At 63.4% G+C, this 12,265-nt stretch carries 11 protein-coding genes; 5 read left to right on the top strand and 6 right to left on the bottom strand.

Annotation, left to right across the window (positions count from 1 at the left end; all coding sequences use genetic code 11):
- Positions 1–10: 10 nt before the first annotated feature.
- From dsbG to dsbD, 3 genes are read right to left on the bottom strand one after another with little or no spacing between them, the layout of a single operon-like run.
- Positions 11–772, bottom strand: coding sequence for a thiol:disulfide interchange protein DsbG (gene dsbG, locus DYL59_RS29120; RefSeq protein ID WP_135292249.1), 762 nt, complete (start codon positions 770–772; stop codon positions 11–13).
- Positions 748–1,593 carry a prolipoprotein diacylglyceryl transferase family protein gene (locus DYL59_RS29115; protein ID WP_135292248.1) on the bottom strand — a complete coding sequence of 282 codons (846 nt, stop codon included), beginning with the start codon at positions 1,591–1,593 and terminating at the stop codon, positions 748–750. The genes dsbG and DYL59_RS29115 overlap by 25 nt, the downstream gene beginning before the upstream one ends.
- On the bottom strand, positions 1,593–3,320 hold the full coding sequence (dsbD, locus tag DYL59_RS29110) for a protein-disulfide reductase DsbD (RefSeq protein WP_135292247.1): 1,728 nt from the start codon (positions 3,318–3,320) through the stop codon (positions 1,593–1,595). Before dsbD ends, DYL59_RS29115 begins: the two co-directional genes overlap by 1 nt.
- Before the next feature lie 175 nt (positions 3,321–3,495).
- Here dsbD and DYL59_RS29105 point away from each other — a divergent pair, with 175 nt between their 5' ends.
- The 5 genes from DYL59_RS29105 to DYL59_RS29085 all read left to right on the top strand — a co-directional run bounded on the left by DYL59_RS29105 (position 3,496) and on the right by DYL59_RS29085 (position 8,264).
- Positions 3,496–4,176: a response regulator gene (locus tag DYL59_RS29105; protein WP_135292246.1), complete on the top strand. Its 681-nt coding sequence runs from the start codon at positions 3,496–3,498 to the stop codon at positions 4,174–4,176.
- A complete protein-coding gene (locus tag DYL59_RS29100; RefSeq protein WP_135292245.1) occupies positions 4,173–5,495 on the top strand; it encodes an ATP-binding protein in 1,323 nt (440 codons plus the stop codon). The genes DYL59_RS29105 and DYL59_RS29100 overlap by 4 nt, the downstream gene beginning before the upstream one ends.
- 124 nt (positions 5,496–5,619) lie before the next feature.
- On the top strand, positions 5,620–6,387 hold the full coding sequence (locus DYL59_RS29095; RefSeq protein WP_135292244.1) for an N-acetylmuramoyl-L-alanine amidase: 768 nt from the start codon (positions 5,620–5,622) through the stop codon (positions 6,385–6,387).
- Between the two features lie 178 nt (positions 6,388–6,565).
- A complete protein-coding gene (locus tag DYL59_RS29090) occupies positions 6,566–7,960 on the top strand; it encodes an aspartate aminotransferase family protein (protein ID WP_135292243.1) in 1,395 nt (464 codons plus the stop codon).
- 82 nt (positions 7,961–8,042) lie between these two features.
- Positions 8,043–8,264 (top strand): MbtH family protein, encoded by a 222-nt coding sequence (locus DYL59_RS29085; protein WP_135292242.1) that lies wholly within the window; start codon positions 8,043–8,045, stop codon positions 8,262–8,264.
- 161 nt (positions 8,265–8,425) lie between these two features.
- Here the strand turns inward: DYL59_RS29085 and DYL59_RS29080 are convergent, their stop codons facing one another.
- The 3 genes from DYL59_RS29080 to DYL59_RS29075 all read right to left on the bottom strand — a co-directional run.
- Complete coding sequence (locus tag DYL59_RS29080) at positions 8,426–10,594, bottom strand: mechanosensitive ion channel family protein (protein WP_135292241.1); 2,169 nt, start codon at positions 10,592–10,594, stop codon at positions 8,426–8,428.
- A 52-nt stretch (positions 10,595–10,646) separates the two neighbouring features.
- The gene (locus DYL59_RS31485; protein WP_167496732.1) at positions 10,647–10,823 is read right to left on the bottom strand and encodes a hypothetical protein; all 177 of its coding nucleotides are present in this window, start codon (positions 10,821–10,823) and stop codon (positions 10,647–10,649) included.
- A 206-nt stretch (positions 10,824–11,029) separates the two neighbouring features.
- A partial coding sequence (locus DYL59_RS29075) for a M18 family aminopeptidase (RefSeq protein WP_135292240.1) occupies positions 11,030–12,265 on the bottom strand: 1,236 nt, incomplete at its 5' end.

The following is a 12,265-nucleotide window of genomic DNA, read 5'->3' as shown; positions in this document are numbered from 1 at the left end:
CAGGCGCCGCTTATTTGGGGCCCATAATCTTCAGCAACTTCTCCGGCGACGGCGCCCCCTGCTGTTGCTGCAACCCACCCTTGTCATCCAGATAGAAAATCGCCGGTGTTGCCGACAACTCCAGTTCATCCATCAACTTCATATTGGCATCGAGCTTGGCCTCGATATTGGCCGGGATCTTGGCCAGTGCCTGCAACTTGCTGCCCTTGCCAGCGGCTTCGTGTTCTTCCAGGGCTTTTTGCGGGTCTTTGGCGGCGAAAAATGCGGCGGATTTGGCCGCGCTGTCTTCGCGGATGATGCCCACCATGATGTGGCGCAACTGCACTTTGCCGGCCTTTACCCACGGGCGGGCCTGTTCCCAGAACATGTTGCAGTACGGGCAGTTGGGGTCGCTGAACAGGTAGACGATGCGTGGCGCCTTGACGTCGCCGTCCTGGATCCAGCTGCTTTTTTCCATCTTGGCCCAGACTTCCTTGGCCATGGGTGCGTACACCAGTTTTTCCAGGGGCGCGCTGCTCAGGTCATTGCCTTGGGCGTCGTACAGGTTGCCGGCTATCACGCTTTTGCCATCGGCGGTCAGGTACAGCGCCATGCCACGGTTCTGGTATTGAGCGGCGTAGCCGGTGAGGCCGCTGGGGGCGTCGAATTTGCCAAGGATCTTGGCGCCCTTGGCCTCGATCTGTTTGATCGGTGCCGGCCAGTCTTCGGCATGGGCCAAAGTGGCTGCCAGCGTCAGTGGCAGCAAGGTCAGCAGGTGGCGGAGGCTTGGCATGTGGGTTTCCTTGTTGGCACGGTATCGAAGGGTTCCATGGCGCGGGCCAGGCTGGCCTGGGACAACTCGCCCAGGTGGCTGTTGATCAGCCGGCCGTCAGCGCTATAGAACAATGTAGTAGGCAGGGCCATGGAGCCCACGGCCTGGCCCAGGCGACCGCTGGCGTCGAACAGCACGTTGTCCAGTGTCAGGCCCTGGGTGGCCAGGAAGGTGCTGACGCTTTGCATGCTTTCGGCCTGGTTGACGAACAGGAAGGTCACGTCAGGTTGTTGGTGTTGGGCGCGCTCCAGTACCGGCATTTCGCGTCGGCACGGTGGGCACCAGGTGGCCCACAGGTTGATCACCAGCGGGCCGCCCTTGTAGTCGGCCAGTTGCACCACGTCGCCATTGGCATTGCGCAGGGTGATCTGCGGCAACTGCGAGCCTTTGTCGTAGAGGTTCAGCGCCAGGCTGGTCATGCCCCAGAACACCAGGCCGGTGATCACCCCGGCGCTCAACGGCTTGCGCAGGGCCGGGCGGCGCCAGCCGTAGGCCAGCGCACCGAGCACCAGCACAACCACGCCGGGCCAGGCGAGGAAGCCGCCGTCGCGCAGGTCGACCATCAGCAGCCAGTCGTTGCGGTAGTCGTTCCAGTACATCAGCACAAAGCTGATGCGTGCTGCCAGCATGCCCAGCAGGAATAGGCTGAACAGCACCGATTCCGGGTTTTCACCGCCACGCTTGGCCACGCGCCACCCCACCAGGGTGGCGAGAATCAGCGCGCTGATCAGCAGGATGTGATTCAGGGCGATGGCGAAGGTGCCGATGGTCAGGGTCAGCATCAGAGGGCGTCTCGGGTTTGCGTCCAGCGTTGCAGGAAGGCAGCGGCATCCACTTCGCCGGTGATGCGCTGGGCACGCCGCTCCTCACCGTTGGGGCCGATCCACACGAAGGTCGGCGGGCCCGGCACCTTGTAGCGCCCGAGCAGGGCGCGACTGGCGGCGTTGTCGGCGGTAACGTCCAGGCGCAGCAGGCGCACATCTTTGAGGGCATCCATGACTTCGGGTTTGCCGAATACCTGTTTCTCCATGATCTTGCACGACACGCACCAGTCGGCGTAGTAGTCCACCAGCACCCATTGGCCCTGGGCCTTGGCACTGTCGAGCTGGCTTTGCAGCACGGTGGGATCGCTGATGGTCATGAAGGCGTCGTGGGCGCTGGGCCCGGCGGCAACCTGCGAGCCGCTGTAGACCTTCAACGGTTGCCACAGCTCATCGCTGCCACCGGCTGCGCCCACCACCAGCACCGCGCCCCACAGGCCCAGCAACAGCGAGCCGGCACCGAACACCTTGGCGGCCAGGCCGTATTCGCGGGCCAGGGTCCAGCCGCAGTAAGCCATGATCAGCGCCAATGCGCCCCACAGGCCGAGCCACAGGCTGGCATCGACCACCGGGCGAATCATCAGCACGGCGGTGCCCAGGAACAGGAAGCCGAAGATGCCCTTGAGCACGTTCATCCAGGTGCCGGGTTTGGGCAGGAAGCGATTGCCCACGGTCACCAGCAGCAACAGCGGGATACCGATGCCGATGCCCATGGTGAACAGGATCAGGCCACCGTGCAGCGCATTGCCGCCCTGGGCGATATACAACAGGGCGCCGGCCAGGGGCGCGGTCATGCACGGGCCCACCAGCAGGCCGGAGAGCGCACCGAGCACGCCGGCGCCCACCAGGCTGCCACCTTGTTGCTGACGGCTGGCGGTGTCCAGGCGGTCGCGCAGGAAGGCGGGCAATTGCAGCTCAAAGAAGCCGAACATCGGCAGGGCCAGGATCACGAACAAGGCGGCGAAGCTGCCCAGGATCCACGGGGTTTGCAGCCACGCGGAAAGGTTGCCCCCCAGCAGCGCGGCCAGTACGCCCAGCGCCGCGTACACCAGCGCCATGCACACCACGTAGCTGCTGGCCAAGGCAAAGCCGCGACGCGGGCTGGCGCCACTGCCCACCACAAGGCCGGCAAGGATCGGCAGCATCGGCAACGAACACGGGGCAAACGCCAGCAGCAGGCCCAGGCCGAAGAACACCAGCAAGCTCCACCCCAGGCTGCGTTGTTGCAGGCCGCTGGCCAGGCTCTGATCCTGGGCCTGGGCGGTGGCCGCGACGGCCGGGTTACCCCCCAGGTCCACGGTGATCGACTGCGGCGGGTAGCACAGGCCTGCGTCGGCGCAGCCCTGCCAGCCCAGCTTGACCTGGCCGGTGACGCCGGCAGGGATCTTCACTTCCAGGCCCTGGCGATACACTTGCTGCTCGCCGAAGAATTCATCGCTATGGGCTTCACCCTGGGGCAGCGACGGTTTTTCGGCCAGGCCCTCGAATTTCATGCGTTGCTGGTACAGGTAATAACCATCGGCAATCTGCCAATACAGCTGGGTCTCGCCACTTTCCAGGCGCTCGGAGGTAAAGGTGAAGGCCTTGCCCACCGGGAGAAAGTCGGGTTTTGTCTCAAACGGGTTGCCCGCAGCGGCCTGGGCCAGCCCGGCGAACAACACCAGCAGGAAGGTAAACAGATGCCGCATGGTCAAGCCTTAGTTCGATGCAAGTGAGGCACACAATGTGTGGCGTTGATTAACCGATGATTAACCGGGGCTATTCTAGAACGTAGGGAATGTCTGAGTGCGGCTCTTTTCACGGCATAATCGGCGCTTAATCCGTTGCCCTTTTAATTCCCCCATCATTCACGAAGGGTTCAGCATGCACGTACTGGTCTGTGAAGACGACGAACTGATCGCCAGCGGCATCGTGGCTGGCCTCACCGCCCAGGGGTTTACCGTGGAGCGGGTAGGCTCGGCATCGGCGGCGCGGGCGATGCTTAAGGCCGCCACATTCGACATCATGGTGCTCGATCTCGGCCTGCCCGACGAAGATGGCCTCAAACTGCTGCAGCAACAGCGCAGCCAGGGCCTGGAAATCCCGGTGCTGATCCTTACCGCCCGCGACTCGGTGACCAACCGCGTCGACGGCCTGCAAGCCGGTGCCGACGACTACCTGCTCAAGCCTTTCGACCTGCGCGAGCTTGCTGCCCGCCTGCAAACCCTGCTGCGACGGGTGGCGGGGCGTAGCGTCAACCTGATCGAGCATGGTCGGCTGGCCTATGACCCGAGCAGCCGCGAGACCTTCTTGGGCGGCGAGCCGGTGGACCTGTCCCGTCGCGAGCAGGCCCTGCTGCAGGCGCTGTTGCACAACAAGGGCCGGGTACTGTCCAGCGAGCAGCTCAAGGACAGCGTCTACGGCTTCAACGATGAGTTGGAAAGCAACGCCCTCAACGTGCATATCCACCACCTGCGGCGCAAATTGGGCAATGGCATCGTCGAGACCGTGCGTGGCCTCGGCTACCGCCTGGGCCCGGCTGACGGGGGCGAAGACGCATCGTGAAAAGCCTGCGCCTGCGCCTCACCTTCAAGCTGGGCGCCGCTTTTGTTTTGATCTGGGCGCTGGCGGCGGCCTGGATGCTCAACGACCTGCGCAACCAGATGATGTTTTCCCTCGACCAGCGCCTGGTGGCGTCGGCGCGCATGGTGGCCGGGCTCACCGAGCAGATGCCGGGGTTGGCCAGTGTGAGCGGTGGCGGGCATTTTCATTCGGCCCAATTGAACGTGCCGGGCGGCATGGCGTGTCAGGTCAGTTCCTTGCGCGGCGAGGTGCTGGCCCGCAGCCATGCCACGCCGGACGAGGGCCTGGAGTCACGCAGGAGCGGCTTTCATGACCAAGTCATCGACGGCGTGGCCTGGCGCAGTTTCACCCTGTCCCGGGGTGACCTGCTGATCACCACCGCCGACCGCCAGGTGGAGCGTGAGGCGCTCAATCTATCGATCCTGCTGGCGGCCTCGGTGCCGGTGGGCGTGGCGATGCTGGGTTGTCTGTGCCTGCTGTGGCTGGGCATCGGCCAGAGCCTGCTGCCCCTCAACCGCATGCGCGACGCGTTGATGCGCCGCAGCGCCGACTCCCTTGAGCCGTTGCAGATCCATCCGCTGCCCAGCGAACTCAAGCCGCTGCTGGACACCCAGAACCAACTGCTGCAACGCATCGCCAAGACCATCGAGCGCGAGCGCCGCCTCACCGGTGACGCCGCCCACGAACTGCGCAGCCCGCTGACGGCAATCAAGACCCACCTGCAAGTGGCGCGCATGACCGAAGGTGCGGCCCGCGACCAATCCCTGGCGCATGCCGAGGAGGGCGCCGACCGCCTGCACCGCACCCTGGAGCAATTGCTCTTGCTGGCGCGGGTGGAGGGCAGCTTGTCGTTCGATGATGGCGTGCAGTCCAGTGCCGAAGACGTCGCACGCCTTGCCATCGAAGATGCCAATGCCGGGGATAACCAGCGCATCGACCTGATCCTGCCGGACAACCTCAGCGATCTCCCGGTGGAAATGCCCGTGGGCCTGGCGGTCGCCGCCCTGCGTAACCTGCTGGACAACGCCCTGCGCCACACCCCGGCGGACACCCGCGTGGAACTCAAGGTGTTCACCGCCGATCACCAGGTGGTGTTTCGCGTACGTGACCACGGCAAGCAGATTTCGGCCGAGGATCTGCAATACCTGACCCAGCGCTTCTGGCGCAATGGCAGCAGTGAAGGCTGTGGCCTGGGCCTGGCCATCGTGCAGGCGATCGTGCAGCGCTGTTCCTGCTCGCTGAAATTCGACAGCCAGCCCGATGGCTTGCGCGTTGACCTGGGCATGCCGCTGCGGCGCTGACGCCGTTTCTTTCAAGTGCCACATAGTTACCGCCCTTCTGAGGTTCAAGCCTTCAGGATGGCGGTAATTTTTTTGCGCTTGAACGGGCCGAAAGACTCGGCCTGTATTGAAAAGGACGGTTCTTATGTTGGTGATCGACACCAGTTTTCCTGCCCAAGGCTTCAACGAACGCAATGGCGAGGCGGTGCGGCAGGTGATCCTGCACTACACCGCAGCGCCTTTTGCGTCCTCCCTGCACACCCTGACCCGTGAGGGGGTCAGCGCTCACTACCTGCTGCCCGACTCCCGTGAGCCCAGTTATTGCGCCGCCGGTTATGACGAGCTGCGCGTCTTTCGCCTGGTGGACGAGGGCAAGCGTGCCTGGCATGCCGGGGTTAGCCAGTGGGGCGGGCGCGACAACCTCAATAGCCGTTCGATCGGCATCGAGATCGTCAACCTGGCGCGGGATGACGCGGGTGTATTCACTTTTCCCGCCTACGGGGAAGCGCAAATCCAGGTGCTGATCATGCTGCTGCGCGACATTCTCGGACGCCATCCGCAGATCGGCCCCACGGACATCCTCGGGCATTGCGACGTGGCGTACTGGCGCAAGAGCGATCCAGGGCCGCGGCTGCCGTGGCGATGCCTGCATGAGGCGGGCGTGGGCGCCTGGTTTGATGAGGCAGCGCGGGCGATGTACCAGCGCAGGTTTTGCGTCAGGTTGCCGCCGGAAGTTGAGGTCGAGCGGGCGTTTCAGCGCTATGGCTATAAGCCGGCGCAGAATCGCCAGGCGTTTGAGCTCAGGACGCGGGCGTTTCAGATGCACTTTCGCGCCAGGGATTTTTGCGGGTTCCTGGATGCAGAAACCTGCGCGATTTTGTATGCCCTGAACGACAAGTACCGAGGGCTCTGAGCTGGCTCGATGATTCCACATTTGCATCTTCTTGCATCTGTCAGCGACCACAGGGCCTAAATCCTCTTGACGCTGGTGCGTTTCCAGAACAGGAAATCCGTGCGTACGCCCCTTGCGGGCCAAACGCCTGCGGATTGGCAGTTTGGCCACCCACACCCGCGTATTGAGGGATCGAGCAATGTCAGTCGCTATCAGCCGTATCGAAGATGCCCAGGTTCAGGAAACGCTCTACCAGTTCGAAGAAACGCCGCTGCTGGCCCGCCAGCGCCAGCAGGAATCCAACGCCCGCAGCTACCCACGGCGTATTCCCCTGGCGCTCAAGCGCGCCAAGGGGCTTTACGTAGAGGATGTGGAGGGTCGCAGTTTCATCGACTGCCTGGCTGGCGCCGGCACCCTGGCGCTGGGGCACAACCACCCGGTGATTATCGAGGCGATCCAGCAGGTGCTGAGCGACGAGTTGCCGCTGCACACCCTGGACCTCACCACCCCGGTCAAGGACCAGTTCGTCCAGGACCTGTTCGGCCTGTTGCCCGCTGAACTGGCACGCGAAGCGAAGATCCAGTTCTGCGGCCCCACCGGCACCGACGCCGTGGAAGCCGCGTTGAAACTGGCGCGCACCGCCACGGGCCGCAGCACCGTATTGTCGTTCCAGGGCGGTTACCACGGCATGAGCCAGGGTGCCTTGAGCCTGATGGGCAGCCTGGGGCCGAAAAAGCCCTTGGGCGCGTTGCTCAGCAGCGGCGTGCAATTTCTGCCATACCCGTACGACTACCGCTGCCCGTTTGGCCTGGGCGGCGCCGAAGGGGTGCGGGTCAACCTGCATTACCTGGAAAACCTGCTCAACGACCCCGAAGCCGGCGTTGCGCTGCCGGCGGCGGTGATCGTGGAAGCGGTGCAGGGCGAGGGCGGCGTGATTCCGGCGGACCTCGACTGGCTGCGCGGTCTGCGCCGCATCACCGAACAGGCCGGCGTGGCGTTGATCGTCGATGAGATCCAGAGCGGTTTTGGCCGCACCGGCAAGATGTTTGCCTTCGAACACGCCGGCGTCATCCCGGATGTGGTGGTGATGTCCAAAGCCATCGGCGGCAGCCTGCCGCTGGCGGTGGTGGTGTATCGCGACTGGCTCGACACCTGGTTGCCGGGCGCCCATGCCGGCACCTTCCGTGGCAACCAGATGGCAATGGCGGCAGGCTCGGCGGTGATGCGCTACCTCAAGGACCACGACCTGGCCGGCCACGCGGCCGCCATGGGCGAGCGCCTTGCCGAACACCTGCGCATCCTGCAGCGAGACTTCCCGCAACTGGGGGATATCCGTGGACGTGGGCTGATGCTCGGCGCCGAACTGGTGGACCCGAACGGCCAGCCAGACATCCAGGGTCACCCGCCAGTGCACCGCCAATTGGCGCCGCTGGTGCAGCGTGAATGCCTCAAGCGTGGGCTGATCCTGGAGCTGGGCGGCCGGCATGGCAGTGTTGTGCGCTTCCTGCCGCCGCTGGTGATTACCGGGGCCGAAGTCGACCGCGTGGCCGAGATATTCGGGCGTGCGTTGGCGGCGGCGGTGGCCAGCCTCTAATTTTTTGGCGCCTTGGTACGTTTCTACCAATATCAGCGCTGCGCGTGGTGCGCAGCCAACCCTTTAGCGATGGAGAACAGCAATGACCTCAGTATTCGACCGCGACGACATCCTGTTTCAGGTAGTGGTCAACCATGAAGAGCAGTATTCCATCTGGCCTGACTACAAGGCCGTGCCGGAAGGCTGGCGCACCGTGGGCAAGAGCGGCTTGAAGAAGGAATGCCTGGCGTACATCGAAGAGGTGTGGACCGATATGCGTCCATTGAGCCTGCGCCAGAAGATGGACAGCGCCGCGCTCGCGTAAACAACGCCGATCAAAATGTGGGAGCGGCGGTGCGACTTGCTCGCGAAGACGGTGTGTCAGTCAAATCTATGCAAACTGACACACCGTTTTCGCGAGCAAGTCGAATCGTCGCACCGCCGCTCCCACACAAGCCCGCTCCCACATTGGGACGGTGTTGCCTTCTAGGTATTCTTCTCTTTGTCTAATCCGCCCGAACCCGCTGTCACCACCTGCACACTCAAGCGCGGTGTCGCCAAATCCAACCCCGCCTCATCCAGGTGCCGCTTCAACGACAGGTTGAACGCCCGCGACACTTCCCACTGCTTGATCGGCGCCGTCTTGAAACGGGCCCGCAGGATCGCGCTGCCGGACTCGAAACTTTCCACCCCCTGAATCTCCAACGGCGACCAGATATTGCGGCGTTGCAGCGGGTCGTTGCGCATCTTCTGGCCGACATCGCGCATCAGCTTGATGGCGTCGTCGATCTCCATGTTGTACGGGATGGCCACGCGGAAGATCGCGTAGCCGAACTCCCGCGAGTAGTTCTTGATGCTCTTGATCTCGCTGAACGGGATGGTGTGCACAATGCCGTCGATGTCCCGCAGGCGCACCGTGCGAATGGTCAGGCCTTCGACGGTGCCGAGGTGGCCGCCTACATCCACGTAGTCGTCGATGGCCAGGGAGTCTTCGATGATGATGAACAGGCCGGTGATCAGGTCTGCCACCAGCGACTGCGCACCAAAACCGATGGCCAGGCCGATCACACCGGCACCGGCCAGCAGGGGCGTGACGTTCATGCCCATGTTCGCCAAGGCCACGATGGCGGCGATGATAAAGATGGTCACGAACAGCACGTTGCGGATCAGCGGCATCATGGTTTGCGCACGGGCATTGGCCAGGCCTTTGCGCGAGCGGGTGAGGGCGTGGTGGATCGCGGTGTCGCTGAGGATCCAGATCAGCCAGGCAAACAGCAGGGTCCCGGCCAGGCTGAACAGCTTGACGCTGACTTCATGGCCATCGCCTTCGGTAAAGCGAATCAGCGACAGGCCCCAGACCCGCAGGCCCAGTTCGATAAACACCAGCCACACCAGCAGGTGGGCGAGGGTGTAGAAGAAGCTTTTCAGGCGCTCGGAGTACAACGCATGGCGCTTGTGCCCCCGTTGCGGCTTGAGGCCGTGGCGGCGTACCAGGCCGTTGATCACCATGCACAACACCAGCAACACCGTGCACAACAGCGACTGGCGCAACGCGGTGCTGGTGTCGCCCGCGGACACGAAGGTGGCGAACAACGAGATACCCACCAGCAACAGGGCGGGGATGTACCAGAACGACCCGACGATCTCGATGGTATCGCTCAGGGCACGGCGCGTGAGGCGACGGGACAGTGGCTGGTTGCGGATCAGGTGGGCGATGGGCCGGCGAAAGCGCAGGATGAAGACGCCGGTGGACAGTGCGGCCATCACATTGGCGACGGTCGCGGCGGTGTGGGACAGGTGTTGGCCCAACGCTTGTACCAGGCGTGGGTCGCTCAGCGCTTCACCAAAGGCGGCAAAGCTGCCGATCCACCACAGCGGGCGGAAGGCCTGGTGGCGCAGGATATACAACGCGCGATGGCGATGGGGGCCATCGAGCAGGGAAAACGCGATCACACAGATGGCCGAAAAACAGGTGCCTACCACCAGCGCGTACGCCAGCACCATCGCCAGGGATTTGCCCAGGGACGAGGGCAGCGCGTAGCTCAGGTACACGGTGATCACCAGGGCGATCAACCACGGGCCCAGTTTGCGCAGGGCGAACCGCACCATGTCCCAGGTGCGCGGGTGTTGCGGCAGCTCTTCGGGCAGGCCGAAGCGTTCCCTGACACGGTGGCTGAGCCAGATCAACGCATAGGCCAGCAAGCTCCACACGGCGAGGATCAGGGCAAAACCGAAAATGATCGGCAGCCATTCGTTGGCCGGCAACATCAAGGCACTGAACTCGTCCTTGGCTTGGTCAAACTCATCGGACCAGCGCCCCAGCGGGCTGTCGGCCCCGGAAAACTGCGCCTCCAGGCTGGCCAGGGTACCGCCGATCAAGCCCAGCACGCCTTCTTCTGCGGCGGGTTGGGCTTTTTGCGTGGCGGCGCGCAGTTTTTTCAGATCGCTCAACAGTTGCGTGCGTTGCTGGTCGTTTTCCAGGGTCTTGATCACCTCGTCCAGCGACTGCCCCAACGGCACCTCGGCCTGGGGCTGGGTCTTATTGGTGCTACCCAGCAGGCCGGGCAGGCCCACGGCCTGGGCAGGGGCGAGCGGCAGCAAGGTGAGCAGGGCGATCAGCAGGTAGCAGGGCAGGGCAAACAGGCGGGATAACACTAGGCGGTCAACCTTGGAAACGACGGGTTGACCGAGTGTACGAGGGCAAGGGTCATTCGGCCAGTTTGGCGAGGATTTTGTAGACCACGGTGCCCAGGATCAACAGCATGCCGATCCACATGCCAAAGACGCCAACGGGCTTGTCACGAAAGTTGAAGCCCACAGCCAGCAGGATCATGCCGATCAGGATAGGGATAAGCATGGTGTGGAAGGAAGACATGGAGATCATGGTGCGACGGCCTTGTCGGAGTGGGAATACTGACAAGTCTAGGTCGGATTGCAGGAAATGCTGATGATGTAGATCAGGTGTATACAAAACTAAATGTGGGAGGGGGCTTGCTCCCGATTGCAGAGTGTCAGCCATACATCTGCTGCTGATACTCCGCTATCGGGAGCAAGCCCCCTCCCACATTTTGACCGCATCCAGCCCTGAGGTCAGGGCAGGTCGCGACTTGCGTAGAACGCTCCCAGTACCTTCACCAGGTGCGCCAGGTCATGGCTGCCGCATAGCTCACGAATGGAGTGCATGGCAAACGTCGGCAGGCCGATGTCCACGGTGCGCACGCCCAGGTGGCTGGCGGTGATCGGGCCGATGGTGGAACCGCAGCCCATGTCGCTGCGCACCACAAAGCTTTGCACCGGCACTTCTTCGGCCATGCACAGGTGGCGGAAGAACCCGGCGGTTTCGCTGTTGGTGGCGTAGCGCTGGTTGCTGTTGACCTTGATCACCGGGCCAGCATTGAGCTTGGGCCCGTGGTTGGCGTCGTGCTTGTCGGCGTAGTTGGGGTGAATGCCATGGGCATTGTCCGCTGATACCAACAGGGATTTCTGAATGGTGCGTACGAATTCATCACCCTCTGGCAGCAGGCGGCGCAGGGTCTGTTCCAGCATCGGGCCATCGGCACCGCAGGCGGAGCACGAGCCGACTTCTTCGTGGTCGGTGCACACCAGCACGCAGGTTTCATCGGTGTCGCTGGTGAGCAAGGCTTGCAGGCCGGCGTAGCACGACAGCAGGTTGTCCAGGCGCGCGCCGGCGATGAAGTCGCCATTGAGGCCGATCACGGCAGCGCTTTGGGTGTCGTAGAAACTCAGCTCGTAGTCGAGCACAACGTCGGCGTTCAGCCCATGCTCGCGGGCAAGCTGGTCGGTGAGCACGGCGCGAAAGTCCACGCGCTCGTCACCGGCAAACTGCGCGAGGATCGGCGGCAGTTCGGTCTGGGCATTGATCGGCCAGCCCTGGTTGGCTTCACGGTTCAGGTGAATGGCCAGGTTGGGAATGATGGCAATCGGCAGCTTGAAGTCGATCAACTGGCTTTCGACCTTGCCGTCACGGCGGAAGGTCACGCGGCCGGCCAGGGACAGGTCGCGGTCAAACCACGGCGCCAGCAGTGCGCCGCCATAGACTTCCACGCCCAATTGCCAGAAGCCCTGGCGTTGCAACTCTGGCTGGGGCTTGACCCGCAGGCACGGGCTGTCGGTGTGGGCGCCGACCAGGCGAATGCCGCCTTGCAGTGGCGAGTGACGGCCCAGCTTGAAGGCGATGATCGAGGAATCGTTACGGGTGACGTAATAGCGCCCGTTGGCCTCGGTTGTCCAGGTTTCGCGCTCGTCGAGCCGCTGGTAACCGGCCGCTTCCAGGCGCTGGGCCAGGGCAGCAGTGGCATGAAAAGG

Origin of the sequence: Pseudomonas kairouanensis (genome assembly GCF_004682055.1) — a bacterium.
Lineage (GTDB): Bacteria > Pseudomonadota > Gammaproteobacteria > Pseudomonadales > Pseudomonadaceae > Aquipseudomonas > Aquipseudomonas kairouanensis.
Note: the sequence above shows the minus strand (reverse complement) of the source record. Positions and strands in the feature narration are given on the sequence as shown.

What these genes read in the sequence shown, in the direction of transcription:
- dsbG (WP_135292249.1), bottom strand. Translation starts at nt 772, where the DNA reads ATGCCAAGCCTCCGCCACCTGCTGACCTTGCTGCCACTGACGCTGGCA.
- DYL59_RS29115 (WP_135292248.1), bottom strand. Translation starts at nt 1,593, where the DNA reads ATGCTGACCCTGACCATCGGCACCTTCGCCATCGCCCTGAATCACATC.
- dsbD (WP_135292247.1), bottom strand. Translation starts at nt 3,320, where the DNA reads ATGCGGCATCTGTTTACCTTCCTGCTGGTGTTGTTCGCCGGGCTGGCC.
- DYL59_RS29105 (WP_135292246.1), top strand. Translation starts at nt 3,496, where the DNA reads ATGCACGTACTGGTCTGTGAAGACGACGAACTGATCGCCAGCGGCATC.
- DYL59_RS29095 (WP_135292244.1), top strand. Translation starts at nt 5,620, where the DNA reads ATGTTGGTGATCGACACCAGTTTTCCTGCCCAAGGCTTCAACGAACGC.
- DYL59_RS29090 (WP_135292243.1), top strand. Translation starts at nt 6,566, where the DNA reads ATGTCAGTCGCTATCAGCCGTATCGAAGATGCCCAGGTTCAGGAAACG.
- DYL59_RS29085 (WP_135292242.1), top strand. Translation starts at nt 8,043, where the DNA reads ATGACCTCAGTATTCGACCGCGACGACATCCTGTTTCAGGTAGTGGTC.
- DYL59_RS31485 (WP_167496732.1), bottom strand. Translation starts at nt 10,823, where the DNA reads ATGATCTCCATGTCTTCCTTCCACACCATGCTTATCCCTATCCTGATC.